Annotated in this window: 24 protein-coding genes and 3 tRNA genes; 10 read left to right on the top strand and 17 right to left on the bottom strand. The window is 53.3% G+C overall.

Annotation, left to right across the window (positions count from 1 at the left end; all coding sequences use genetic code 11):
- From SMB34_RS09810 to SMB34_RS09795, 4 genes are all read right to left on the bottom strand, one after another.
- Nucleotides 1–417: an ExbD/TolR family protein gene (locus SMB34_RS09810; protein WP_007092181.1), complete on the bottom strand. Its 417-nt coding sequence runs from the start codon at nucleotides 415–417 to the stop codon at nucleotides 1–3.
- Nucleotides 414–803, bottom strand: a complete 390-nt coding sequence (locus SMB34_RS09805; protein ID WP_007092180.1) for an ExbD/TolR family protein — start codon at nucleotides 801–803, stop codon at nucleotides 414–416. Before SMB34_RS09805 ends, SMB34_RS09810 begins: the two co-directional genes overlap by 4 nt.
- A 26-nt stretch (nucleotides 804–829) precedes the next feature.
- A complete protein-coding gene (locus SMB34_RS09800; protein ID WP_037989622.1) occupies nucleotides 830–1711 on the bottom strand; it encodes a MotA/TolQ/ExbB proton channel family protein in 882 nt (293 codons plus the stop codon).
- Nucleotides 1712–1978: 267 nt separating this feature from the next.
- Nucleotides 1979–2054 (bottom strand) — tRNA-Lys (locus SMB34_RS09795).
- A 70-nt stretch (nucleotides 2055–2124) separates the two neighbouring features.
- Between SMB34_RS09795 and SMB34_RS21045 the strand changes: the two genes are divergently transcribed.
- Complete coding sequence (locus tag SMB34_RS21045; RefSeq protein WP_156962660.1) at nucleotides 2125–2289, top strand: hypothetical protein; 165 nt, start codon at nucleotides 2125–2127, stop codon at nucleotides 2287–2289.
- On the opposite strand, the gene SMB34_RS09790 is transcribed toward SMB34_RS21045, so the two are convergent.
- The 5 genes from SMB34_RS09790 to SMB34_RS09770 all read right to left on the bottom strand — a co-directional run bounded on the left by SMB34_RS09790 (nucleotide 2284) and on the right by SMB34_RS09770 (nucleotide 7600).
- A tRNA-Lys gene (locus SMB34_RS09790) sits at nucleotides 2284–2359 on the bottom strand. The genes SMB34_RS21045 and SMB34_RS09790 overlap by 6 nt on opposite strands.
- A gap of 152 nt (nucleotides 2360–2511) precedes the next feature.
- The gene (locus SMB34_RS09785; protein ID WP_051682225.1) at nucleotides 2512–3042 is read right to left on the bottom strand and encodes a peptidylprolyl isomerase; all 531 of its coding nucleotides are present in this window, start codon (nucleotides 3040–3042) and stop codon (nucleotides 2512–2514) included.
- A 61-nt stretch (nucleotides 3043–3103) separates the two neighbouring features.
- On the bottom strand, nucleotides 3104–3631 hold the full coding sequence (gene coaD, locus SMB34_RS09780) for a pantetheine-phosphate adenylyltransferase (RefSeq protein ID WP_007091878.1): 528 nt from the start codon (nucleotides 3629–3631) through the stop codon (nucleotides 3104–3106).
- A 12-nt stretch (nucleotides 3632–3643) separates the two neighbouring features.
- Nucleotides 3644–6445 (bottom strand): DNA gyrase subunit A, encoded by a 2802-nt coding sequence (gene gyrA / locus SMB34_RS09775; RefSeq protein WP_037989617.1) that lies wholly within the window; start codon nucleotides 6443–6445, stop codon nucleotides 3644–3646.
- Between the two features lie 192 nt (nucleotides 6446–6637).
- Nucleotides 6638–7600 carry a DMT family transporter gene (locus tag SMB34_RS09770; RefSeq protein WP_007091880.1) on the bottom strand — a complete coding sequence of 321 codons (963 nt, stop codon included), beginning with the start codon at nucleotides 7598–7600 and terminating at the stop codon, nucleotides 6638–6640.
- Between the two features lie 311 nt (nucleotides 7601–7911).
- Here SMB34_RS09770 and SMB34_RS09765 point away from each other — a divergent pair, with 311 nt between their 5' ends.
- Nucleotides 7912–8115, top strand: a complete 204-nt coding sequence (locus tag SMB34_RS09765; RefSeq protein ID WP_139328306.1) for a hypothetical protein — start codon at nucleotides 7912–7914, stop codon at nucleotides 8113–8115.
- 11 nt (nucleotides 8116–8126) lie between these two features.
- Here the strand turns inward: SMB34_RS09765 and SMB34_RS09760 are convergent, their stop codons facing one another.
- The gene (locus SMB34_RS09760) at nucleotides 8127–8984 is read right to left on the bottom strand and encodes a DUF547 domain-containing protein (RefSeq protein WP_051682224.1); all 858 of its coding nucleotides are present in this window, start codon (nucleotides 8982–8984) and stop codon (nucleotides 8127–8129) included.
- Nucleotides 8985–9279: 295 nt separating this feature from the next.
- Here SMB34_RS09760 and SMB34_RS09755 point away from each other — a divergent pair, with 295 nt between their 5' ends.
- Nucleotides 9280–9918, top strand: a complete 639-nt coding sequence (locus tag SMB34_RS09755; protein ID WP_007091883.1) for a putative metalloprotease CJM1_0395 family protein — start codon at nucleotides 9280–9282, stop codon at nucleotides 9916–9918.
- Between the two features lie 69 nt (nucleotides 9919–9987).
- Here the strand turns inward: SMB34_RS09755 and pyrC are convergent, their stop codons facing one another.
- A complete protein-coding gene (gene pyrC / locus SMB34_RS09750; protein ID WP_007091884.1) occupies nucleotides 9988–11043 on the bottom strand; it encodes a dihydroorotase in 1056 nt (351 codons plus the stop codon).
- 136 nt (nucleotides 11044–11179) lie between these two features.
- Nucleotides 11180–11256 (bottom strand) — tRNA-His (locus SMB34_RS09745).
- Between the two features lie 320 nt (nucleotides 11257–11576).
- Between SMB34_RS09745 and SMB34_RS09735 the strand changes: the two genes are divergently transcribed.
- Complete coding sequence (locus tag SMB34_RS09735; protein ID WP_037989609.1) at nucleotides 11577–12578, top strand: Gfo/Idh/MocA family protein; 1002 nt, start codon at nucleotides 11577–11579, stop codon at nucleotides 12576–12578.
- 78 nt (nucleotides 12579–12656) lie between these two features.
- On the opposite strand, the gene SMB34_RS09730 is transcribed toward SMB34_RS09735, so the two are convergent.
- The gene (locus tag SMB34_RS09730) at nucleotides 12657–13829 is read right to left on the bottom strand and encodes an aminotransferase (protein WP_037989608.1); all 1173 of its coding nucleotides are present in this window, start codon (nucleotides 13827–13829) and stop codon (nucleotides 12657–12659) included.
- A gap of 419 nt (nucleotides 13830–14248) precedes the next feature.
- Here SMB34_RS09730 and SMB34_RS09725 point away from each other — a divergent pair, with 419 nt between their 5' ends.
- Together SMB34_RS09725 and glnA are read left to right on the top strand one after the other, a co-directional pair.
- Nucleotides 14249–14587 carry a P-II family nitrogen regulator gene (locus SMB34_RS09725; protein ID WP_007091888.1) on the top strand — a complete coding sequence of 113 codons (339 nt, stop codon included), beginning with the start codon at nucleotides 14249–14251 and terminating at the stop codon, nucleotides 14585–14587.
- Between the two features lie 64 nt (nucleotides 14588–14651).
- Nucleotides 14652–16061, top strand: a complete 1410-nt coding sequence (gene glnA / locus SMB34_RS09720; protein WP_007091889.1) for a type I glutamate--ammonia ligase — start codon at nucleotides 14652–14654, stop codon at nucleotides 16059–16061.
- A 235-nt stretch (nucleotides 16062–16296) separates the two neighbouring features.
- Here glnA and SMB34_RS09715 read toward each other — a convergent pair whose 3' ends face one another.
- Nucleotides 16297–17973: a sensor domain-containing protein gene (locus SMB34_RS09715; RefSeq protein WP_037989606.1), complete on the bottom strand. Its 1677-nt coding sequence runs from the start codon at nucleotides 17971–17973 to the stop codon at nucleotides 16297–16299.
- Nucleotides 17974–18129: 156 nt separating this feature from the next.
- Entirely contained in the window at nucleotides 18130–18471 is a 342-nt protein-coding gene (locus tag SMB34_RS09710) for a hypothetical protein (RefSeq protein ID WP_007091891.1), read from the bottom strand.
- A gap of 197 nt (nucleotides 18472–18668) precedes the next feature.
- Here SMB34_RS09710 and SMB34_RS09705 point away from each other — a divergent pair, with 197 nt between their 5' ends.
- The 3 genes from SMB34_RS09705 (at nucleotide 18669) to SMB34_RS09695 (ending at nucleotide 21514) form a co-directional block, all read left to right on the top strand.
- Entirely contained in the window at nucleotides 18669–19073 is a 405-nt protein-coding gene (locus SMB34_RS09705) for an OsmC family protein (protein WP_007091892.1), read from the top strand.
- Between the two features lie 140 nt (nucleotides 19074–19213).
- Nucleotides 19214–20518, top strand: a complete 1305-nt coding sequence (locus SMB34_RS09700) for an alpha/beta hydrolase (RefSeq protein WP_037989603.1) — start codon at nucleotides 19214–19216, stop codon at nucleotides 20516–20518.
- 54 nt (nucleotides 20519–20572) lie between these two features.
- On the top strand, nucleotides 20573–21514 hold the full coding sequence (locus tag SMB34_RS09695) for an alpha/beta fold hydrolase (protein ID WP_037989599.1): 942 nt from the start codon (nucleotides 20573–20575) through the stop codon (nucleotides 21512–21514).
- A gap of 17 nt (nucleotides 21515–21531) precedes the next feature.
- Here SMB34_RS09695 and SMB34_RS09690 read toward each other — a convergent pair whose 3' ends face one another.
- Entirely contained in the window at nucleotides 21532–22470 is a 939-nt protein-coding gene (locus tag SMB34_RS09690) for a helix-turn-helix domain-containing protein (RefSeq protein WP_037989596.1), read from the bottom strand.
- 140 nt (nucleotides 22471–22610) lie between these two features.
- Here SMB34_RS09690 and SMB34_RS09685 point away from each other — a divergent pair, with 140 nt between their 5' ends.
- Nucleotides 22611–23594, top strand: a complete 984-nt coding sequence (locus SMB34_RS09685) for a phytanoyl-CoA dioxygenase family protein (protein ID WP_084716550.1) — start codon at nucleotides 22611–22613, stop codon at nucleotides 23592–23594.
- 39 nt (nucleotides 23595–23633) lie between these two features.
- On the opposite strand, the gene add is transcribed toward SMB34_RS09685, so the two are convergent.
- Nucleotides 23634–24617 (bottom strand): adenosine deaminase, encoded by a 984-nt coding sequence (gene add, locus SMB34_RS09680; protein WP_037989595.1) that lies wholly within the window; start codon nucleotides 24615–24617, stop codon nucleotides 23634–23636.
- Between the last annotated feature and the right edge of the window lie 54 nt (nucleotides 24618–24671).

Genomic DNA, 24671 nt, shown 5'->3' with positions numbered 1-24671 from the left:
CTATCCGTCTTGGTCCTGATCTGCTTGCATCGCGGTCATCAGTTGCACCTTTTCGACTCCCAGTTCCTGCAACCGTTTCAAAAGGGCAACAACGCTGGCACCTTCTGTGGTGCGGTCAGCACGAATTTCGACTGGACGACCGGCATAATCAGCCGGTAGCAACCCCGCAATATCCGCAAGGTCTCCCTGCCGGTCTTCAATCCCGATTTCGGCATTTTTGCCAAACCAAAGGACAATCGTGTCTTCTGGCTGGCCTTCGGCCGTGCTGCTTGCGGGCGGATCCACGTCAAATGGCCCCAGCTTTTGCAGACTTCCGGCTATCATGAAGAAAATCAGCAGAAGAAAGACGATGTTGATCAATGGCAACATCGGTTCCTGAGCCGGGCTGTCATCGGTGATCTGGATGCGACGCTTCATTCGATCAGATCCACATCAGTCACACCGCCACGTCCCAGCGCATCCATCACAACAATAAGATGCTGCAAATCGGCACCATTGACGGGCCGCAGATGAACACTGGCACCGGCATGGTTACGCAAAATAGTCACGGCAAGATTGGAAACAGCGACGGCTTCACCATTCAGCGACAAACCACCATTGGCATCGACATTGACCGTTGCCGGGCGAATATCGCTGCTGGCCCGTGCCTGACCGTCCATAACAGTCACCGACATTTCAAACCCCTTCCAGTCAAGAAAACTGGAAGCCAGCATGAAAAAGATCAGCAGGATGAAGACAACATCAATCAGCGGCGTCAGGCCGATCATCGGCGAAGCACCACGACTTCGATCACGCAATTGCATAAGGCGTATTCCGACCTTGTTCGGGCTTATTCCGCAGCCTGGCGCAGTTCAGCGACGTTTGACGCGCGAAGCGCACCCTTCCGAGCCAACTCACCACGATTGATCACCATGGTGCAGACATCTTCCATCACGGCCGCAGCACGCGCGATAACGCCCTGCATCCACATATGGAACGCGGTTGCCGGGATCGCGACGACAAGGCCGATTGCCGTCGTCAGAAGTGCTAGCCAGATACCGCCCGAAAGAACAGAAGGATCAATACGGCTTCCGGCACCTTCCATCTTCTGGAAAGCTTCAATCATGCCCATAACGGTTCCAAGCAACCCCAAAAGAGGGCTTAAGACCGCAATTGCCGACATAATCCGCAAACCGCTGTTCAGGCCATCGATTTCCTTGCGTGCATGGGAAGCAATGATATCGGACGCCGCTTCACGGTTTTCCGGGTTGGCAACGGACAAGGTCATGCCAAACAGACCGATGCGAGCAGCCGGATGACGGCGGCGCGACAGAATCTGCGCGACCTGCTTATCGTCACCATTGGAAAGATGACGTTCGACATCCTTGGCAAAACCATCCGCGAAAATTCCACGCCGGATAAAGCCGACCAGCTTGTAGAAGAATATCAGCATCCCAACCAATGCAAGCGCGGCCAGAACCCAACCGACAACACCGGCACGATCCACAAGATCAAAAACCGGCAAGCCACTGATAGCATCCGGAACGATTGTGCTTTCGGTGATGGCAGCTGCGTCATCCGCAATCGGCAAGCCGGTTTGCGGATCAAGGGTTACCGCCCCACCTTCTGTTGACGTGATCGCACCGCTGGCGGCATCCGTGGTTACACCGTCAAGGCCAAGCGGAGTCTGCGCATCTGGCGATGCGGACATCGGATTTACGGGTTCAGGCATGTAACTCTTCCGATCCAAAATTCGATCAGCACCGGACGTCCTGCTCCGGTGCATTTGAAACTGATTTGCATTACTTACAAGAAATCACATTGCGATGCAATCGCAACAGCGAAAAGACGAGCATTTTTTCGTGCATGGCCGCATTGCATCGCACGTAAAACAGCGCCCGTCGCAGGCGCTCAAACCGGATGGAATCGGTTTTTGAAAACAGAAAAGACCACGGAAAAGCAAAACCCCCGGAACATCTGGGTTCCGGGGGTTTTGTATTGGTGAGCCCGACAGGATTCGAACCTGTGGCCAACTGATTAAAAGTCAGTTGCTCTACCAACTGAGCTACGGGCCCTCAACGTTGGTGAGCGGCCTTTTAATGTGCTGATCGCAAAGGGTCAACCCCCCTTTTTCGATCAAACTGCATGACAGCCATTCAAATGTTAAAAAATATCAAAACCGGCCCGTTTCCAATCCAGCCAAAATTGACATTCGCATCGGCTGGAAAGCGGCATGACAGTGATCGCAATAAAAATCATGAAAAAGAAAAAGCCCCCGAAACCGATTGGGTTTCAGGGGCTTATTGGTGAGCCCGACAGGATTCGAACCTGTGGCCAACTGATTAAAAGTCAGTTGCTCTACCAACTGAGCTACGGGCCCTCAACGTTGGTGAAGCGCGTTTTAATGGGACTGGCGGCTGCGGTCAACACCTGTTTTCCATATTTTCCCGGTTTTTGCACTTTCAGCCCCCAAAACGCGAAAGCCGCCCTGATCAAGGACGGCTTTCGGTTGCATTATAGGCGTCAAAGCGCTTATTGCGCGTCAGCCGCGACCTGCATTTTTACAATATGGTCCGGGTCTGCAACCCGGCCATTGGCCCAAGGTGCACCCTTTTTCAGGCCATCGACATATTCCATACCCGATACGACCTGCCCCCATATGGTATATTGTCCATCAAGATGCGGCGCATCGGCAAAGACGATGAAGAACTGCGAATCAGCGCTGTTCGGGTTGGACGAACGTGCCATCGAAACCGTACCGCGCACATGATTCTCGTTCGAAAACTCCGCCGGAAGTTTCTGGCCCGAACCACCGCTACCGTCCCCTTTGGGGTCACCGCCCTGCGCCATGAAGCCTTCGATCACACGATGGAAAGTCAGACCATCATAGAAACCTTCACGAGTCAGTTCCTTGATACGCTCGACATGCTTGGGCGCCAGATCCGGACGCAGCTTGATCACAACGCGACCTGCTTCAAGATCCAGATACAGGGTGTTTTCCAGATCCTGCGATGCATCGGCCGACTGGGCCTGAGCACCGCCGCCGATACCACTGTTCGACATGGTCACTATTCCTAATACGAGTACAAAAAGAGATGCGAGACGAATAAGACGCATGGGTGCGCTATTCCTTTTCTTCGGCCAGCTTTTCGTGCAGTCGCTTCAGCACGTTTGCCGGCACAAATTCGGTAACATTACCGCCCAGACGGGCGATTTCCTTCACAAAGCGCGAAGACACGAATTGCTGTTTGTCGGATGCCATCAGAAAGACCGTCTCTACCTTTGGGGCAAGACGGGCATTCATTCCGGCCATCTGGAATTCATATTCAAAGTCAGACACAGCCCTCAGACCACGAATAATGATGCTCGACCCGTTTTCCTGGGCAAACTGCATCAGAAGTGACCCGAACGGCTTTACTATGGTGCGGGCAGCAACTTCGCCGCCCGCAGCCTTAAGAGCCTCTTCGACCAGAGCGCAACGTTCTTCGACCCCAAACATCGGGCCCTTTCCCGCATTGACCGCAACGCCGACAATAAGCTTGTCGACGATGCGGGTCGCGCGACGAATAATGTCCATATGCCCCTGGGTTACCGGGTCAAAAGTGCCCGGATAAATCCCGATACGCGAGGCGTTTGAAGACTGTTCGTTCATTGATCTTCCGTTTTATTCGTCGGTGTCGTCTGAACCGGTTTCCACTGCCTCGCTGCTATCCTCGGCAACGGTCGGTGCATCTTCGCCTGATGCGATTTCGGTGCCTTCTACACCATCTTCGCCTTCAAGCTCTTCTTCACCATTGTCACCCAGATTGGACAGACGTTCGACAGCAACAACCTGTTCGTCTTCGGCCGTACGGAACAGGGTAACACCCTGTGTCTTACGCCCGGCAATGCGGATATCGTGTGTCGGCATACGAATGACCTTGCCACCATTGGTGACCATCATCAGTTCGTCGCCTTCCTCAATCACGAAGGATGCCGCGACATTGCCATTGCGTTCCGACATCTCGATATTGGCAAAGCCCTGCCCGCCACGACCGGTTACGCGGTATTCATAGGCAGACGTACGTTTGCCATAACCATTTTCTGTAACCGAAAGGATCAGCTGATCGCCTGCCAACAGTTCGTCGTAACGTTCCTGAGAAAGGATTTCCAACGGCAGACTATCATCAGCCGAGATTTCCTCGCGACGCAGCTTGCTTGCGATCGACAGATACTCGTCACGTTCTTCCATAGAGGCATGATTGCCAAACAGGACGGACATCGCAATGACCGCATCCTCGTCAGCCAGACGAATACCGCGTACACCGACCGAGTTACGGCCAGTAAAGACACGAACATCTGCAACACGGAAACGAATGCATTTACCCAGACGGGTCGTCAGCAGAATATCGTCATCGTCCGAGCAGGTCTGAACCGCAATCAGCTTGTCACCACGATCTTCTTCAAGCTTCATGGCGATCTTGCCGTTTGATTTCACATTCACGAAATCGGCAAGGCTGTTACGGCGGACGTTACCGGTCGAAGTCGCAAACATCACGTGCAGGTTCGGCCATTCTTCCTCGTCGGGAAGTGGCAGAACCGTTGTGATATATTCGCCTTCTGAGAGCGGCAGCAGGTTCACAAGCGCCTTGCCACGCGATTGCGGCGTACCCAGCGGCAGGCGCCAGACTTTCATCTTGTAGACCATCCCCTCGGAACTGAAGAACAGAACCGGGGTGTGGGTGTTGGCGACGAACAGTTTGGATACGAAATCCTCTTCGCGCGTTGCCATGCCCGAACGGCCTTTGCCGCCACGACGCTGTGCGCGATAGGTCGACAGCGGAACACGCTGGATATAGCCGGTGTGCGATACGGTCACGACCATATCTTCACGGGCAATCAGGTCTTCGATGTCATGTTCGAATTCGGCTTCAAGGATTTCGCTGCGACGTTCATTGGCGAACTCGTTCCGCATTTCCGTCAGCTCATCCTTCAGGATGATCATCTTGCGTTCGCGTGAACCAAGGATATCAAGGAAATCTTTGATCTTCTCGCCCAATTCGGTCAATTCGGACGCGATTTTATCGCGTTCCAGACCGGTCAGGCGATGCAGACGCAGTTCAAGGATTGCGCGCGCCTGCGCTTCGGACAGGCGATAATTGCCATCGTCCGAACCAACCTGGTTCGGGTCGGCGATCAGCTCGATCAACGGAACAATATCGCCCGCCGGCCAGCTACGTTCCATCAGTTGTTCACGTGCAATCTGCGGGTCAGCCGCAGCACGGATCAAGCGGATGACTTCGTCGATATTGGCCACCGCAATGCCAAGGCCGACTACCAGATGGGCGCGCTCACGTGCCTTTTTCAGCAGGTGAATGGTCCGGCGCGTAATGACTTCTTCGCGGAATTCGACAAAGGCCTGAATGATTTCTTTCAGGTTCATCAATTCCGGCTTGCCACGATTAAGTGCCAGCATATTGACGCCAAACGACGTCTGAAGCGCGGTAAAGCGGAACAACTGGTTCAGAACGACATCGGCAACCGCATCACGTTTGATTTCGATCACCATGCGAACGCCCGAACGGTCGGACTCGTCACGCAGATCGGAAATACCTTCGATCTTCTTGTCACGGACCAGTTCGGCGATCTTTTCCATCAGGGTTGCCTTGTTCACCTGGAAGGGAACTTCGGTAACAATGATGGCTTCACGGTTGGCACGGATTTCCTCGACATGGGTACGTGCGCGCATGACGACAGAACCGCGACCGGTTTTAAAGGCCGAATGAATGCCCGAACGGCCCAGAATCAATGCACCGGTCGGAAAATCCGGACCATGCACGAATTCCATCAGGCCTTCGACGGTAATGGCCGGATTGTCGACATAGGCCATGCAGCCATCGATAACTTCGCCAAGGTTATGCGGCGGAATATTGGTGGCCATACCAACAGCAATACCACCTGCACCATTGACCAGCATGTTCGGAAAACGTGCTGGCAGAACCGATGGCTCCTTGGTGGTTTCGTCGTAGTTATCCCGGAAATCGATGGTTTCCTTATCGATATCATCGAGCAGATAATGGGCTGACTTAGCCATGCGGGCTTCGGTGTAACGCATGGCGGCGGCCTTGTCGCCGTCCATCGAGCCGAAGTTGCCCTGCCCGTCAATCAGTGGCAGGCGCATGGAGAATCCCTGCGCCATACGAACCATCGCGTCGTAAATCGCGCTGTCGCCATGCGGGTGGTATTTACCCATAACATCCCCGACCACGCGGGCCGATTTACGGAATGGTTTGTTCCATTCAAAGCCGTTTTCATGCATTGCATAAAGGATGCGTCGATGCACGGGCTTCAAACCGTCGCGGACGTCGGGCAGCGCACGGCTGACGATCACGCTCATCGCGTAATCGAGGTAGCTGCGGCGCATTTCTTGTTCGATGGATACCGGGATAATATCGCGGCTATCTGGATTGGTCTCTTTGGTGGACAAAAGCCGTGACCTCTTAAACGCTTGATCAGAAATGCTTCAATCGGCGTGACATATGGACATATGCCTGACCAGTGAGCCGGAAAGTATCAGGTTTGTCCGGCACAAACAATATTGACAAATCTGCCTGTCCCGGCATTCGGTACAAACGGCGAAAATAATCGTAATTAACGCAAAAATGCCCACCCCGAAGAGCTATTTTTTGGTCCCGGGTGCCGTCATGATCGGGGTTACCGGGTCACATTCCATTTCGGCAACATCACCAGCCCTGACAGGCTTTCGTCCGAAACGCAGCTGGGAAACGGCAATCCCGGCCAAAATAACGCCAAGCGCAATCACGCTGGTCGGTTTGGGAACTTCGTGCAGAACAAGAAAACCGATCATTACGCCGACTGCAGGTACAAGGTAATTGTTAAACACCACAAAGCTCGCTCCGGCGCGCGCAATCAGATACAGGATCAGGAACATGGCAATGCCAGTCGGGAAAATCCCCAGATACAGGATTGAAAGCGCCCCGTCGACGTCCCACCCCATATTCCAGGGCTGATCAACAAACAGCGCAAAGGGTGTGAGCATCACTGCAGCGAAAGTCAGGATCACCGCCGCAGACCCAACACGCGGCTGATCACGCAGATTTCGCGCCACCAGTGATGAAATCGCGTAGCACACGGCCGCGATCAAAACTGCCAACTGAAAAACAAGCTGCCCGCCAAGCCCGGTCAGGGTTTCCGGCCCGACCAGAACAATCACGCCAATGGTGCCAAGCACCACACCAAGCGCCTTCCCCATCGAAAGTTTTTCATCATTCGTAACGAAATGTGCCAGCGCCACCGTTGTCAGCGGCACGACAGACATCAGAATTGCCGCTAGCCCGGCATCGATTTCCGTTTCGCCATAGCTGATCAGGAAAAAGGGCACAGAATTCCCCAACAACGCAACAAAGAAGGTCGACCACCACGCGCGCCGTCCCTTGGGAAGGTCACTTTTGCGAATAAAGGCAAAGGCCCATAGCACCAGTGCGGCGACAGCCAATCGCCCGGCTGCGACCACCAGCGGCGAATAGGCATGCACACCAATCTTGATGAAGGTGAATGAACTGCCCCACATCAGCGCCAGTAAAAACAGCAACGCAAATTCACGAATTCCCGGACGTGTCATCTTCCCAGCCTATTCTTGCCACAGTTATTGGGCTTTATCGGATTTCGAAAGCCAGATGACAGCGTTAGAGCCAGAAAACACGAGAATCAAGAAAATAGCTGAAAACCAGCCACCGCAGGATGTGGTCCGTTATCAACAGCGCCCCAGCACAAGAAACACCTTATATAGCGTAAAATCGCCCGTCTGACTTTGACGCAGCACAACGCGGCTACAGCGAAAAGATGAAAAAAGACAATGGATACAACTTAATTGTTGCGAATGATTTTCAATCGCTTTATCTTGGGCGCAACAATATGAATGGGATGCGAGCAATGAAATATGTGGATCAGGAACTGACCATCGACGAAATGCTGGCCGATCCGATCGTCCAGACATTAATGCGCTATGATGGCATCTCGGCCAGTGACGTCCGTCACACGATTGATCAGGTTTTGCAAAATCGCCTGCCATCACCCCCTGTTCGCGCCCGAAGCAGCCGCGCGCCCCACTATAACTGGCGCATGACAGCGGCGTAAACAACACGACCTCAGGGATGGCTATCGTTCAATGACCAGTCATAATGATAGAAGCTGATGGGCAGGTCCTCGCCGTGAACGCTCAGCCATGTTGCAAGCTCCAATCCGGCATAACGCGCCAGATGATCGGAAAATGCCGCATCGCTTTTGCCAAAATCGGACCGATACCAGTCAAAAATCGAAGACAGTTCGATCTCTGATCCGTCTTCGGCCAACCTCACCGCCCGTTCATCCTGGATGAAAGCAAGAGCCGCCTTATCAAGCTGCTCTTCGATCCGGTTTCCGTCATAGGCCGTCGCTGCCAACGCCGGACAACCAATTGACGCACAATTAAGGGCATAGTGAATACGCGCATCCTGCCAGATGGGCCGCAGGATACGATGTTCGATATCGTTCAGGCTCAAAGACCTGCCTTCGACGGTCAAAAGTTTTTTGTCCCAAGGGCCTGACGAAAATAATCCAAGCGAAAAAAGCCCCGGTGAAATGTCGATATCCCGAATGCTGTCGACCGGATAATGATCCATGACCACCGCAACAGTCTGCGCATTGTAAAGATTGATCCAGAAGGCCATTTGCTGATCGCGGTTATATGCGTCAATTTTAACCGCCTGCATGGCATTAAGATAATCCGAGAGATGCGTAAGGCTTGAAGATTTGGCACCTGCATAATCAAATGCCGTGACGCCAGACGAAACCACCACCAGATGATGGTCAAGGATCGTCTGCCAGACAGAATGATCAATGATGGCGTCGTTCGAATCATCATGCGCCTGCCAATCGGGCCATAGATCAGCATCAGGTGCGGCAATTGCAGGTACCGACACTATCGCCCAAAGCATGATCAAAACAGGCATAAGCAGGTGTTTCAAACGGCTATTTCTCCTACACCATATCGACTGCGTTCCTGCATTCTATGATCGATCAGCAATTCAAGATCACATCAAACTGCCGTGATTGCAGTGATGCCAATCATATACACTTAACCATAAGTTGATATATAATGCTCCCATGACACAGGATGGTGCAATTCAGCTTATTCCTGGCAGTGGTGGGCAACTTGGGCAAGTCATTGCCACCCGTGCCCTTCCCGGTGCCGGGCAACAATCTGCAGGATCAGGTTCTGCTGAGGGGGGCTCTGTTGCAACACCTTTAAGGCCCGCTGCCGTGTCAATCCGACCGATTGGCAATGCGAGCACCACAACACAGCTATCAGATCCGGCGCCAAACGCCCCCTCCACACCGGTTAACAGTGCGGCATCAATTGTTACCATTATTCAACAACTTGACCCTCGCGCCCTGCCCGGTGCGTCCGTACCCGACATCCGGGGCAGCACCGCGCAACAACGCGAAGCACGCGAAACAACACCGGAAAGTGCACGCCTGCCAACAAGCAATCCCGCCCTTTTGACGGACCGGGAACGCGACATTGTTCGGGAATTGCAGGCGCGTGACGCCAACGTCAGGACCGAGGAAGAAAGCCATCAGACCCTTGCTGGTGCGAATGCCGGAATGATCAGTTATAGTTATACTGCCGGTCCTGACGGGCGACTTTACGCCACCGGCGGCAAGGTCAGCATTCACCCGCTTCAGGGCCTTGACGGGATTGCAGCGATTGCCAATCAGGCCGCCATATCGCGGGCCGCCTCTATGCCCGGCACATCATCGGCCGATTTCAATGTTGCAAAGGGTGCGTCACGCAACATCAGTGCGATGATCGCAACACAGGCTATTGCGGCAGCCGAAAGCTATCGCATGACATTAGGGCTGAGCGCGGCACCAGCCAATATTGATATCACGGGCTGACCATCACCGTAGAAGCCACAAAAAAGGGGCCTGCATAACAAGCCCCTTTTGAACATGATCGACGCAAACCTAACCGGCATAGTGCCAGTAAATCGGGAAGCCCGGATCAAACACCGTGACTGGGCCCTCACCGGTTTCAATTCTGGCCGGGAAAGTTGCCGCCGCATCGCGTTTTTCCAATGTGATCTTGTCGCCATTCAACGGCAGACCATAAAACTGCGGACCATTGACCGAGGCAAAGCCTTCAAGCTTGTCCAATGCCCCCTCTTCCTCGAACACATGTGCCAGAAGTTGGACAGTATTATTGGCGGTAAAGATACCGGCACAACCACACGCGCTTTCCTTGCGGTCATCGGTATGCGGGGCGGAGTCAGTACCCAGGAAGAAACGCACATCACCGCTGGTTGCTGCCTTGCGCAGTGCGAGGCGATGTTTTTCACGCTTCGCCACCGGCAGGCAGTAGAAATGCGGATGAATGCCTCCGACCAGAATGGCATTGCGGTTGATGATCAGGTGATGGGTCGTGATGGTCGCGCCAAGGTTCCTGTCATTGGCTTTGACATATTCGACACCGTCTTCGGTGGTGATATGCTCCATGATCACACGCAATTCCGGCAAACGCTTACGCAGCGGATCAAGAACGCGGTCGATGAACACGGCCTCGCGGTCGAAAATATCAATCTCAGGATCGGTGACTTCACCGTGCACGCAAAGCGGAATACCAAGACTTGCCATGCGCTCCAGCACCGGCATCGCCTTGTCGAAATCGCGCACACCACTTGCCGAATTGGTCGTTGCCCCGGCCGGATACAGCTTCAGTGCGGTAATCACACCGGACTTGTAGCCTTCCTCGACATCATCGGGATTGGTCCCTTCGGTCAGGTAAAGCGTCATCAAAGGCGTAAAATCGTGCCCCTGCGGGATGACCGCGTTAATCCGGTCACGATAGGCAATCGCATCCTCGGTCTTGACCACCGGCGGCACAAGGTTCGGCATAATGATCGCACGTGCAAAATGTTCGCTGGTTTCGCCAATAACCCCTTCAAGCATCGCGCCATCGCGCAGATGTAAATGCCAGTCATCGGGACGGCGAAGGGTAATGCGATTTACTGAATTTGCGGACATGGGGGCGACCTCCTCGGAACCGGAACAAACGAATGGGCGCGAGCGCACAGGCTAACTAGCAGATCAGTCCCGGTTTTGGAATTGGAAAGCAGCCCGAAAGACAAAAGGCCAGGCATTTCTGCCTGACCTTTTCACATGGGGCGAGTGATGGGACTTGAACCCACGGCCCCCAGAGCCACAATCTGGTGCTCTAACCACCTGAGCTACACCCGCCGTCGTGTGGCGCGGTTTTTATCGCCGGGAGCACCGGACGTCAAGCGCATATTTTTACTTTTTTGCCCCGTTTTCCACCGAACTTCTCAAAGTCCCGCAAACCGGGCGACTGCGGGTTCTGTATCTGGTACTTATCATCACAACCAATCCGCCCGAACAGGCCCCCATCCGTTTGAACATCTTGCGCGATCAGGCAAGTGCGCTAATTAAATCAATTCAATATCTTGAACACGCCCGCCATTCCGGGCGAAATTAACACGGCGCGCAGGCCTGAAACAATCATGCGCGCCGCAAAAGAGAAAACAATACGGAGTATCGGAATGAAGTGGGGCGTCATCAGCACGGCAAAGATCGGCACGGAAAAGGTCATTCCGGCCATGCAGGAAAGCGACAAGCTTGAAATCCTTGCCATTGCCGGACGTGATCTGGAAAAAACGCGTGAAACCGCCCAAAGTCTGCGCATTCCGCGCGCCTATGGCTCCTATGAGGAACTGCTGGCTGATCCGTCAATCGAAGCAATCTACAATCCCCTGCCCAACCACTTGCATGTCGAATGGACAATCAAAGCGCTGGAAGCCGGAAAACACGTGCTGTGCGAAAAACCCATCGGGCTTGACACCGAAGACGCCAAACGCCTGATCGCGGCCCGCGATAAAAGCGGCAAACACGTGCTTGAGGCCTTTATGGTTCGTCATCATCCGCAATGGCAGGAAGCGCGTCGGCTCGTCGAAAGCGGTCAGATCGGCACGATCAGCACGGTGCAAAGCATCTTTACCTATTTCAATGCCGATCCGAACAATGTGCGCAACAAAAAGGATATCGGCGGTGGCGGTTTACTTGATATCGGCTGCTACTGCATTGTCGGCCCACGCTATATCACGGGCAAGGAACCGGTGCGTGTGGTTTCCCTGATGGACAAGGATCCGAAATTCGGTACTGACCGGCTTGTTTCGGGCATGCTCGATTTCGGAAGCGGCGTTCAGGCAAGTTTTGTTTGCGGCACACAATCCGCCGCCGTGCAGCGCGTTCATATCCTTGGCACCGAAGGCCGCATTGAAATCATCATGCCGTTCAACCCGGTGCCGGAAAATCCGGCAGTGATCAGGGTCGGTACGCAAAAGCAGCCAGGTTTTGACGAAGCACGCGAAATCAAATTCCCGACTGGCAACCACTATACCCTGCAAGGCGAGAACGCGACGGCGATCTTTAACGACGAAAGCCCGGTCGACTACCCGATTGAAGACGGGATTGCCAATATGCAGATCTTGGATGCGCTGGCCCGCTCGGCCCGCACAGGGAGTTGGGAAATGGTCAATTCCTGATCACGGTTGACAGCGTCCCCAAAAAAACAGGCCGAAGGCTAAAGTTCTCGGCCTGTTTCCCTTAAATGCCTTGCTTTTCTACCTTGCAAACGCCTTCTTCATCCGCTCAATCGCCTCGGACATTTTGGCTTCTTCCTTGCAGAAGCAGAACCGCACAAAATGGCGAACGCCGCCATCCTTGCCCTGATAGAACGCCGAAACAGGGATCGCCACAACACCGGCCTCCTTGATCATGATCTGACAAAACTCGACATCATCGCAATCATAGCCAAGCGGTCGGAAATCGCAGGTGATGAAATAAGTACCCTGCGAATCCAGAACCCCAAAGCCAACCTCTTTCAGGCCCTTCATCAGGAAGTCGCGCTTTGCCTGCATTTCAGCAGTAAAACCTTCGAAGTAATCATCACCTTTGTTAAGGCCGTAGGCCACACCATGCTGCAACCCTGGCGGCACGGTGAAAACAAGGAACTGATGCGCTTTTTTGATCGGCTCCATCAATTTTGCACATGCTGTGATGTATCCGATCTTCCACCCCGTCAGTGAGAATGTCTTGCCTGCTGATCCTATGCGTACGGTGCGATCATGCATACCGGGAAAAGTCATCAGCGGTTTGTGTTTGCGCCCGTCAAAGACAAGATGTTCATAAACCTCGTCACACAGTGCGATCACATCATGCTTGATGCACAGATCAGCAATGAATTGCAGTTCATCATCGCCATAGACCTTTGAACAAGGGTTCTGCGGCGAGTTTATCAGGATCAGCTTGGTTTTTTCCGAGAAGGCCGCTGCAAGTTCTTCGCGTGGCAGATCCCAGCTTGGCGGTGTGACACGTACCAGTTTGGGGATACCGTCCGCAAGCTTCACCATCGGAAGGTAGCTGTCATAAAGGGGTTCGATCAGGATCACTTCATCGCCGGGCGCAACAAGACCAAGGATCACATCAGCCAGCGCCTCGGTCGCACCGACCGCGACAAGGACTTCTTTCTTCGGATCGACCTCGATATCATAGAAACGCTTGTTATGGTCGGCAACCGCATGAAGCAACTCCGGAACACCTGCCAACGGCGGATATTGATTGGACAGTTCCATCGTCGCCTTGGCCGCAGCTTCGCGAATATCAGCCGGACCGTCAGTATCGGGCGCTCCCTGCCCTAGATTGATGGCATTATGTTTCTGGGCCAGTTCGTTCATCACTTCAAAAATCGTGATGCCGCCCGAAGCGAAAAGAGGATTGCCGACAAATTCGGTCATGAGGCGTCCTTCTCTGAGTTTCAGTACCAGTCGGTGGAAACCGGCTTTTATCTGTCTGGTGGCGCAAATTATAAATCAGACAGGCAGATTATATGATCCATGCCCTGTCGTCATGATACGTGTTTTATGTATTTTCTGTCGCACGACGCAGGCAGATCAGGCAAGCACGGATCGCGGAGAACCTCGTTGACCTCTGCCATCTCACAATGTTTGCATAAATTTTAAACATTCTGCCTAAAAGACAATCAGATGCGATCAAGAAAATCTTAAAAACTTCATGGGTTTTGCTGGGTTTTCACGCAGAGACTCCTTAGAATGACCGCGCGGGCCAAAACTGGCACGGCCCGTGCAATTAACGCGGCAAAGCAATGGAGCTTTCCGAGTTCTACGCAACTCTCGCAAAAAGCAGAGGGCGCTTAATGAAAAAGATTGAAGCCATCATCAAGCCATTCAAGCTTGACGAGGTTAAAGAGGCCCTTCAAGAGATTGGCCTCAAAGGGATTACCGTTACCGAAGCCAAAGGCTTCGGCCGACAGAAAGGCCATACGGAGCTGTATCGCGGCGCCGAATATGTTGTGGACTTTCTGCCGAAGGTAAAGTTGGAAATCGTCGTTGAGGACACGCTTGTCGAGCGTGCGATTGAGGCAATCCAGCAAGCCGCTCACACCGGTCGTATCGGTGACGGTAAAATCTTCGTTTCCTCGCTCGAGGACGCGATCCGCATTCGTACCGGTGAACGGGGCAACGACGCGATCTAATCGGTCCGTTACCTGACATTGAACATCGTACGATCACTAATTTTGAGTTTTAAAGGGTTGCATCATGTCTGACGCTGCTTCTGTACTTAAGCTTATCAAAGAAAAAGGCATCCAGTTTGTCGATCTGCGCTTTACCGATTCCAAAGGTAAATGGCAGCACACCGCGCAGGACATCTGCACAATCGACGAAGACGTTTTTGTTGACGGCATCATGTTCGACGGTTCGTCGATCGCTGGCTGGAAAGAAATCAACGAATCCGACATGATCCTTATGCCGGATCCGTCGACCGCTGTTGTTGACCCGTTCACCGCGCAGCCGACCCTGATCATCGTTTGCGACGTTATCGAACCGGCCACTGGCCAGGGTTACGAGCGTTGCCCGCGTTCGACCGCAAAACGCGCACTCGCATACATGAAATCGGCCGGTATCGGCGACACCGCATATTTCGGTGCAGAGCCGGAATTCTTCATGTTTGATGACGTTCGCTGGACCACCGCTGGCGAAGGCATGGGTTATCAGCTGGACTCCGAAGAAGGTCCGTACAACACCGGCACCGAATTCGAAGGCGGCAACCGCGGCCACCGTCCGGGTCCGAAGGGCGGCTATTTCCCGGTACAGCCGGTTGACTCGGCCAACGACATCCGCGCCGAAATGGTCAACTACATCAACGAAATGGGCGTGCGTTGCGAAAAGCACCACCACGAAGTTGCACCGTCGCAGCACGAACTGGGTATCGCTTTCGGCACCCTGATCGAACATGCTGACGCCGTTCAGGTTTACAAATACTGCATCCACATGGTTGCACATCAGTATGGCAAAACCGCAACCTTCATGCCGAAGCCGGTCTTTGGCGACAACGGCTCGGGCATGCACGTTCACCAGTCGATCTGGCACGAAGGCAAGCCGCTGTTCGCTGGTAACGGCTATGCGGACCTGTCTGACACCGCTCTGTACTATATCGGCGGTATCATCAAACACGCCAAAGCACTGAACGCTTTCACCAACCCGACGACCAACTCTTACAAGCGTCTGGTCCCGGGCTTCGAAGCACCGGTTCTGCTGGCATACTCGGCTCGTAACCGTTCTGCTTCCTGCCGTATCCCCTACACCGCGTCCCCGAAGGGCAAGCGCGTCGAGATTCGCTTCCCTGATCCGCTTGCCAACCCGTATCTCGCATTCACCGCAATGCTGATGGCTGGCCTTGACGGTATCGAGAACAAGATCCACCCGGGCGATGCAATGGACAAAAACCTCTATGACCTTCCGCCGGAAGAGCTCAAAGAAGTTCCGACCGTTTGCCGCTCGCTGCACGAAGCACTTGACAGCCTCGACGCAGACCGCGACTTCCTGAAAAAAGGCGATGTGATGAGCGACGACCTGATCGACGCTTACATCGCCCTGAAAATGGAAGAAGTTATCCGCTTCGAACAGTCGCCGCACCCGGTCGAATTCGACATGTACTACAGCGGCTGATCCTTTCACCAGAAAGGACGCATCGAACACGAAACGCCCGGCCATGTGCCGGGCGTTTTTGTTTGTGCCAACCACCAGATTCCCGGCAAAAATGTGCCTGATTAGACCTATTAGCTAATTGAAAATCTCGGCAAAACCGCAGTACTGGCGGATGCAACTGATCAAATCAGCAAAGGAAAAGGCGGGATGATCACATCCCCCCACCCCAAATTCCACTTGAGCAAACCAATCAGACCTAGACAGTATCATCCCTGTGCAAATCGGGTTCAAGTTCTGGCCGATAGAGACAGGCCCGCCCCTTGCCGGCTTCTTTGGCCTCATACATGGCCTTGTCAGCACGGCGTAATTGCTCGGTCATGTCGCAATAGCCTGCGTCGAAAACGGTAAAGCCAATCGATGCACCAATATCACAACGATTCCCTTCCCACATATAGGGTTTGGAGATCTCGGCAATAATGTCATCGGCCAGTGCCGCCATTTCCTTTTCATCACCTTTATTAATGAAAAACAGGGTAAATTCATCACCGCCCAGACGCGCCACTTCCTCCGCCCGACGGGCAACACGCTTGAGCCGCTTTGCCGTTTCAACCAGAACCCAGTCGCCAGCACCATGCCCCAATGTATCGTTCACGGTCTTGAAGCCATCAAGATCAAGCAGGAAGATTGACGCTGGCGTATCCGTACCGCGCAAGACAGTTTCACATTGTGAAAGCTTCTGCATGTAACGCGCACGGTTTGCCAGGCCGGTCAGTTCATCGTTATTTGCCTTATTCTGCAGTTCACGTGCGGCAAGCTTCTGCTTGGTGATATCACTTATCCACCAGAGCACAGATTCCTGCCCCTCGAATGTCAGCGGTTCCATGGATGCCTTCAACCACCGCGCATCTGAATCTGCCGGACGGCGAATGCGTAATTCCACATCCTGCAATTCGCCAAGCATATCCATATCCTGAAGACTTTTTTCTCGGTATCGCTCCGAAAGAAGCACTGTGTCCGTTGGCACCATCCCATCACTATCAAGAGACAGAAGAGTCTCGAACATCTTGTTATAAAACTGGAATTCCCCGCCATCCCGGTTGGAAATGCCAACACCGATTGGTGCCTTTTCCAAAAGCCCTGTCAGACGTTGTGCTGCCGCGGCGACTTCGGCCTGTGCCTGTTTTAGCGATGTCACATCAATCAACGAGCCAATCGTACCGGCAATTGCGCCACTTGGCCCCTTCAGGCTGGCGGCGGCAAACAATGCGGATTTTTCGACACCGTCCATTTCGAAATCAATTTCATGACGCACATTGCCTTCTGATTTCAGCAACGGTGCCTCGTAATCGAAAATGCGGCTAACAAGCGGCGCCGGGGCCACATCGGCGAATTTGCCGCCAATCACCTTTTTGGGATCCTGCCCCAGCAACTCGGCAAAAGCATCATTGCAACGGTTGATCACACCATCCAGATTCTTGAGGTAAACCGGGACAGGCAACACATCGATCAGATGCTGGATGAAAATCTTGTGATCGGCCAATGCCTTGGCAAGCTCTTCTGCCTTGCCAGCCTCGCGAAAGACCAGTGCTGTCACACCTTCGGGACCTTCGGCCTTACGCCACGTAACTTTTCTGCCATTCATTTGAAAGGCTGGCAAATCGGCCTTGGCATCCTTACCAGAAATGAGGCTAAGCGCTTCGCGTGCCGCACCGACACTGTCGCCAGACGAAAATTCCGCATTTTTGGCAAGAAAAGCAAGGAACTGCTTGATTTCGGTTCCGTCTCGCAAGGCCGACTTCGATGCGTTAAAAAGGTTAACCGCAACCAAATTGGCATGGGCGATTTTCAAATCGGACGAACCGATGAATATAATGCCGTCGCGCGATAGTGCTGCTGTGGCGACAATGTCTGGAGCAATTGACAATACACGCACGCGCCGCTTTGCGACGCACTCCCTTTCCCGTGTTATCTATAATGCCCCAAAACCATCGGATTTTATTACCAAGGCCGCTTAGCAGGCCTTTTTTCAAAGCTCTTATTCCATACGTAAGTATATGACAAGCTTAGTCTTGCGACCAGAGCCAATGCGTCACGATTTTTTATCGCCGACCGGCAGGTCAATATATCCCCGATCAATGCAATGTTCGAGTTCACGCGCAGCCGCAAGCATTTCCTGATAGCTCTCGCGAAGAAGTTTAAGCTTCGCCAGTTCCTCGGCCGTCGGATGATTGTCGTTGCGATCTGCACTGAGCTTGAAGGCATATTTCAGATAGTCGGCACGCAACTTGGCAACATTGATAATAAGCGGCAAAGCCGTATCGACGCTCATATCAGGGATCGCAGGACTGATGACTTCATGGTTCACTTCACGCAAAACATGCTCCATAGCCATCATGAAACGGCTTTTGCTGCGTCCGGCATCCTGCGTCATGATTTACCCTCCTTGGCGATAACGGTCTGGAATGACATACATTATCTCCTGTTAAGGTAAAAACTCCTATAACAGTTTTACACCCCTGTACTTGATGTTTTTCAACCTTTAACTGCCTTATCTGATCACGGCTTGCGCGAACCGATCAGGCAGGCTAGACGATGAAGCATGCAATTCTCAAGACAAGGAACCCGATCATGGAAGCACGCGTAAAGTGGCTTGAAAATCTGACCTTCACCGGCACCAGCGGCTCTGGCCATGGCGTTGTCATGGATGGCAACCGTGACACCGGCTTTGGTCCTAGCCCGATGGAGATGCTGCTTCTCGGTCTGGCAGGATGCTCGTCGATTGATGTCGTGCATATCCTTCAGAAAGGCCGCGAGAAAATCATCGATGTCCAAGCCGATGTCAAAGCCGAGCGTGCGGAAACCGACCCCAAGGTATTCACGAAAATCCACCTGCATTTCAAGGCCAAGGGTGAAAACCTGAACGAAGCCAAACTGGCCCGTGCGGTTGAACTTTCAGCCGAGAAATATTGCTCGGCCTCAATCATGCTGTCGAAGGCGGCCGAAATCACGCATAGCTGGGAAATCATGGAATAAGCCAGCTTTCGGGCGTGTTCTGCCACCGATTTCAAAGCGGTCCGTTACGGGCCGCTTTTTTGTTGGTCGCGTCATAATGCAGCCTGAGTTAGAGTTTATCGGACAAGCCACCACACCGAAACGAAACGGGGAAGCATTCCATGTCCGCAAACGGCCTTTTGCGTTCGACACTTGTCGCTATGACCATTCCGGCGACGATTGCACTGTCGGGATGCATTTTCGAAGACCCGCAACATGATCCGTCCGGCCTTGCCATTGGTGCCCCCGCCGAGAACCAATCATTTGACGATTATGTCAAGAAAACCCGCGAACAGCTTCACACGGCACTTAAAGCAAAGCGCTTTGACAAGGAAGCCGCGCCATTTGGCCAATACGATCTTGACCAGGTGGTCGCGATGCGTGCCCCTTTCGCATCAGGTCCGAACAAAGCGGCCTGCGATGCGGCGGGCAATGACACGGCACATGGCAAAGATGTCGGTTTCCTGATGGTACATGGCCTGACAGACAGTCCGTTTCTGATGACCGATGTGCGCGATACGTTGCAATCCAAATTCCCATGCGCGACCTTCCATGGCCTGCTTCTTCCGGGGCATGGCACCGTCCCAGGTGATTTGATTGACGTCAGTTACGAGGACTGGATCAAAACAGTGCGTTATGGCTTGGACGGGTTCGCAAACGGCACCGACCATGTCATCACCATTGGCTATTCGATGGGGGCGGCCCTGATCGGGCGCGAATTTGATGCCCGTCGCCGCGATCCGCGGATGACGGCAATGGTTTTACTATCGCCGGGCTTTGCTGCCAAAAGCGATCAGGCATGGCTGACACCCTATGCCCGTTATGTCCAAAGCTGGGTTGGCAAAGGTGAAAACAGTGATGCTGCCAAATATGGTTCGATGGCAATGAATGCCGCGGCGGAATTTCATCTGCTGACTGAACCCTATCGCGATGGCACCATGGATACGTTCGATATCCCCGTCTTCATGGTGGCCAGTTCCGATGACCACACGGTTGATCCCTTATTGGCGGCCGACTTCTTCTGCAACAAGGTCACAAATGATAACAAGCGCCTGATCTGGTATCAGGGCGAAGAACACCTGATTGACGAACATCCTTTGTGTGAGGGTGTCGACATTGTCAAATCTGCGGCTCCGGACTGGCGGACGCTTAATCATGCCCATACTGCCATTACCATGCATCCCGATAACCAGCATTACGGTATGGATGGCATTATCCGTCGATGCGACCATTACGACGAGCAAAGCGCCAACAGTAAATGCCAGACCAGCAGCGATGCGGTTTATGGTGAATTGAATCTGTCGGATTCCGCGTCCCTGGGCAGTCTGCGGCGCGGAACCTTCAACCCCGATTTTGTCAGCATGCTCGACAAAATGACCCATTTCATCGAAGTGTCACTGGAAGTCCCGGGAAAGACCGCAAATTGATGAACAGTTTGCACAACTGATCATCGCCTTCCGCCATAAGAAGCACGCACAGACATGACCTTTGCCATTGATCGATTTACCGGACGAAGCGGCCTGACATTTCGTTATGCCTTGAATTCGCCTGAAAATGCCATTGGTCATGTCCTGATCCTTCAGGGGCGCGGCGAGTTCATCGAACGCTACGGCGAAACAGCACATGAACTTGCCGAACGCGGGCTTGGCTGTGTCACTTTCGATTTCCGCGGACAGGGCGGATCAACCCGCGAAGTCACCGAAAACCATATGGGTTATGTCCGCGATATCGCCCATTATATCGAAGATACGCATGATGTGCTTTCGCACCTGGCCGATCATTACAATATCCACTGTGATCTGCTTCTGACCCACTCGACTGGCGGGCTGGTGGGCATGCACATGCTGCTTGAAAAACCGTCCCTGTTTGAAAGCAGCGTCATGATCGCCCCATTTTTCGGGCTTGGTGGGCCGGACTGGATCGCACTTGCCGCGCAGTTTTTGTCAGCCGGACTGTGCCGATATGGTTTCGACAAGCAATTCCTGCCAGGACAAAAGCTGCTGTCACCATTGCAACCCTTTGCCGATGACAATCTGCTGACGTCGGATAGGGCGCGCTACGAACGCAACGTCACCTGCCTGCAAGATAACCCTGATCTGGTGGTTGGTGGCGTTTCGGCGGGATGGCTTGATGCCTGTTTCAGGGCACAGGCGGAATTATCCCAGCGTATTGTACCGGATAATAATTTTGTGACCTCGCCCCTGCCCCCGATTACGATGATTCTGTCAGGAAACGATCAGGTGGTCAGCAACCGCGCCACACAGGAACTGTTTGGCGATCATCCATCGGTTGCAATGGTCGAAATCCCCGAAGCCCGCCATGAAATCCTTCAGGAACGCGATGTTTTCCGAAACCTTTTCTGGCAGGCATTTGACCAGCATCTGGCAACCAATCATACCGACTGGCCCCTGCCTCGTTTCTAATAGGCACGTCTACCTTCTCAAACCGACTGCAACATTCCCTTTTCAAACCGTTCACGTCGGAACCGGCTGGGCGACATGCCGCGATGACGGTCAAATTGCCGATTGAAATGCGACAGGTTCTGAAACCCGGATTCCTCCGCCACCCGATAAATCGGCAATTCGGACGACAACAGCAAAGACACCGCCCGCCCCAACCGCAATCCCATTAGATAATCCTGAATGCTTGACCCTGTATGACGTTTGAAAAAACGGCGCAGGGTCCGCTCGCTCATGCCGGTCTGCTCGGCAATTTCGGCTCTTCCGGTTTGTTCGACATAGTGCGAATGCAAAATATCCAGAACCCGACCAAGCCGGGTTGCCTCATGATAATCGGGCACCGTCGCGTCAAACCGTTCGGACGCAAGCGGTATCCGTTCCTGCGCATCCAGCAAAATCCGCAATACTTCTATCAGCAACAATAACCGGTCGGCCGGATCGCCTATATCAAACCGGTGTGTGAAGGCCGCAACCTTTCGTGCTGATAGGGTATCGAACTTCACACCCCGCCGTGCATCTGTCAGGACAGGTCGCAGCCGCGCAAATTCCGGCATGGTTTCACAAACATTATTGATCCAATCGGCCGTAAACCAGAACACAAAGGCCTGATGTGGCCGTTCGCCCGGCTTTGCCTGCAAATCAAGATCATAGGCTCCCATATCGATTTTCCCGGATGCGGGCGGGGCGGCATTGTGCGAATGCCATGTATGGGGCAGGTTCGGGCCCAGCAAGACCAGATCATCGTCACCGTAAGAACCGATATGATCCCCGACATAGCGTTGCCCCTCACTTCCGAGCGTCAGGGTGAGTTCGTATTCCGGATGAAAATGCCACTCGAACGGGATCGCACGCAGGTTCCGGTGCAGGCCGCGCCATGACCGATCCGGTGCAATTTTCACATGTTCGAACAGCAGTTTCATTCAAACACCCGCTTATACGGCTATCAAAATCGATTAATTTGGCCGAATAGTATCATATTATGTCCGCCCTGTCAGTGGGCGCGACCATTGCGGCCCTCTAGAATGGTTCCAACATCATGAACCATGCGGGAGGAAAAATCATGAGCATGCTGGCAAACGCAACTACGGCGACAATGGCCCCGACCGGCCCGAATGCGAACCGGCCGGGCAATGCCTCGGTCAAGGAAGTCACCGGCACGCAATTGCGTGATCTTAAAAAATCGCTGCCGCTCCGCGTGCTATCGGATGCGGACTTCAAACACTGGCAAACCTATGGCTTTGTTGTCGTAAAAAATGCCGTCCCGCAGGAACAGGTCAAAGCCACCGTCGATTTCCTCTGGGAATTTCAGGAAATGAATCCGAATGATCCGGCAAGCTGGGCCCAGCCGCAAATGCGCGACCATGCCATGACCGAACTGAACAATTCCGGCATGGTCGAAGCCTATCATCATCAATCAATGTGGGATAACCGCCAGACACCGCGGATTTATGACGCATTTGTCGATATCTGGGATCGGACCGATCTTTGGGTATCGATTGATCGCGCCAACCTTAATACGCCCAATGTCGGCACGCGTGCCTTTGACGGTTTCATTCATTGGGACGCCGACACCAGTCAGGTCCCGCTGCCGATCAATGTGCAGGGCGTTTTATCGTTGGTCGATACCAATGATGATATGGGTGGGTTCCAGTGTGTACCGGATCTGTTTGCCAATTTCGCCGAATGGCTTGCCACCGCGCCAAAGGACCGAGACCCGTTTCGTCCGGACATCGCCAATATTCCGTATGAACCCAAACGCATTCCGATGCAGGCGGGCGATCTTCTGATTTTCAATAGCCTGCTTGCACATGGCATTCGCGCCAACCGGTCCAACCAGACCCGCGTTGCGCAATATATATCCATGGCCCCGGCAACGCCCGAGGAACAGGAACTTGTTGATTGGCGGACCAAAAGCTGGTCGGAACGCCTGCCGGCACGCGGTCACGCCTTCCCGGGTGACCCGCGCAATTGGGAACAGACGCGCTATGAACGCGCAAAGCTGACAACGCTTGGTGAAAAGCTTCTGGGTAAAGTTGCCTGGTAACAGAACAAAAAACGCCCCGGATTTCTGGGGCGTTTTGTATTAGTTCGCATCAAGCTTTGCGATCAGTATGGCTTTCGTGTCCGCATCCACAAAGGCCGCCTCAAGGGCGGTACGCGTTATACCACGAAGCTCATTCTCGCTAAAACAAAACACATCTTTAGCGCGCTGATACTCCTCGGCCAATGTTGTGTGGAAGAACGGCGGATCATCTGATCCCAACGTCACCTTAACCCCGGAATCATAAAGCCTGCGCAGTGGGTGGGATGCGTAATCCGGATATACAGACAGGGCAATATTCGATCCGGGGCACACTTCCAGAACAATGCCGCGTTTCACCAGTTCTTCGACCAGTTTCGGGTCTTCGATGGATCGCACACCATGCCCTATTCGGGTCACCGGCAATTTGTTGATTGCATCCCAGACACTTTGCGGACCTTCAACTTCACCGGCATGCGTTGTACATCCAAGCCCGGCATCGGCGGCAATTTTATAGGCCGGGTAAAACGCTTCCTGCGAAAACATGCTTTCGTTCCCGCCCATGCCAAACCCGACAATATAGGGATGACCACACGCAACCGTATCAGTCGCCACACCAATCGCCTTTTCCGGGCCGATATGGCGAACGCAGGTCATGATGATCCGTCCGATAATTCCGGTTTCCTTCCCGGCACGGTCAATCCCCTCGGCAACACCATTCAGATGATCATCAAAGGAAATGCCACATTCGAGTGCATGTGACGGCGAACAGAAAATCTCGACATAAAGCGCCCCCGCTTTGGCCTGTTCGCACAGATACCAATGCGTCAGATCGGCATAATCCTTACCGGTACGGATTGCCGCACTCGCCCTGTCAAAACTGCCCAGAAATTCGGGGAAGTTTGACCAGATATACCGATCCTGATCATCATAAATCCCGTCCGGAAGGCTAATACCGTTGCGGGCGGCGAATTTCCGCACTAATGCAGGCGTCAAAGCACCTTCCATATGCAGATGCAATTCGGCCTTGGGAATATGCTGTGTCATTTCTGGCGCTCCGGATTTTCTTATTTTCTTTCCTGATCCAGTTCTAGCGCCAAC

The sequence above is a fragment of the Thalassospira permensis NBRC 106175 genome (assembly GCF_000714555.1).
Lineage (GTDB): Bacteria > Pseudomonadota > Alphaproteobacteria > Rhodospirillales > Thalassospiraceae > Thalassospira > Thalassospira xiamenensis.
This window is presented reverse-complemented; position numbering and strand designations above follow the sequence as displayed.

Excerpts from the sequence above, each read along its gene's own strand:
- SMB34_RS09705 (WP_007091892.1), top strand. The coding sequence starts at position 18,669 with ATGGAAGCACGCGTAAAGTGGCTTGAAAATCTGACCTTCACCGGCACC.
- SMB34_RS09690 (WP_037989596.1), bottom strand. The coding sequence starts at position 22,470 with ATGAAACTGCTGTTCGAACATGTGAAAATTGCACCGGATCGGTCATGG.
- SMB34_RS09805 (WP_007092180.1), bottom strand. The coding sequence starts at position 803 with ATGCAATTGCGTGATCGAAGTCGTGGTGCTTCGCCGATGATCGGCCTG.
- coaD (WP_007091878.1), bottom strand. The coding sequence starts at position 3,631 with ATGAACGAACAGTCTTCAAACGCCTCGCGTATCGGGATTTATCCGGGC.
- glnA (WP_007091889.1), top strand. The coding sequence starts at position 14,652 with ATGTCTGACGCTGCTTCTGTACTTAAGCTTATCAAAGAAAAAGGCATC.
- SMB34_RS09785 (WP_051682225.1), bottom strand. The coding sequence starts at position 3,042 with ATGTCGAACAGTGGTATCGGCGGCGGTGCTCAGGCCCAGTCGGCCGAT.
- SMB34_RS09710 (WP_007091891.1), bottom strand. The coding sequence starts at position 18,471 with ATGACGCAGGATGCCGGACGCAGCAAAAGCCGTTTCATGATGGCTATG.
- SMB34_RS09735 (WP_037989609.1), top strand. The coding sequence starts at position 11,577 with ATGAAGTGGGGCGTCATCAGCACGGCAAAGATCGGCACGGAAAAGGTC.
- add (WP_037989595.1), bottom strand. The coding sequence starts at position 24,617 with ATGACACAGCATATTCCCAAGGCCGAATTGCATCTGCATATGGAAGGT.
- SMB34_RS09725 (WP_007091888.1), top strand. The coding sequence starts at position 14,249 with ATGAAAAAGATTGAAGCCATCATCAAGCCATTCAAGCTTGACGAGGTT.
- SMB34_RS09770 (WP_007091880.1), bottom strand. The coding sequence starts at position 7,600 with ATGACACGTCCGGGAATTCGTGAATTTGCGTTGCTGTTTTTACTGGCG.
- SMB34_RS09700 (WP_037989603.1), top strand. The coding sequence starts at position 19,214 with ATGTCCGCAAACGGCCTTTTGCGTTCGACACTTGTCGCTATGACCATT.
- SMB34_RS21045 (WP_156962660.1), top strand. The coding sequence starts at position 2,125 with ATGACAGCCATTCAAATGTTAAAAAATATCAAAACCGGCCCGTTTCCA.
- SMB34_RS09765 (WP_139328306.1), top strand. The coding sequence starts at position 7,912 with ATGAAATATGTGGATCAGGAACTGACCATCGACGAAATGCTGGCCGAT.
- SMB34_RS09685 (WP_084716550.1), top strand. The coding sequence starts at position 22,611 with ATGAGCATGCTGGCAAACGCAACTACGGCGACAATGGCCCCGACCGGC.
- SMB34_RS09695 (WP_037989599.1), top strand. The coding sequence starts at position 20,573 with ATGACCTTTGCCATTGATCGATTTACCGGACGAAGCGGCCTGACATTT.
- SMB34_RS09730 (WP_037989608.1), bottom strand. The coding sequence starts at position 13,829 with ATGACCGAATTTGTCGGCAATCCTCTTTTCGCTTCGGGCGGCATCACG.
- pyrC (WP_007091884.1), bottom strand. The coding sequence starts at position 11,043 with ATGTCCGCAAATTCAGTAAATCGCATTACCCTTCGCCGTCCCGATGAC.
- SMB34_RS09800 (WP_037989622.1), bottom strand. The coding sequence starts at position 1,711 with ATGCCTGAACCCGTAAATCCGATGTCCGCATCGCCAGATGCGCAGACT.
- SMB34_RS09810 (WP_007092181.1), bottom strand. The coding sequence starts at position 417 with ATGAAGCGTCGCATCCAGATCACCGATGACAGCCCGGCTCAGGAACCG.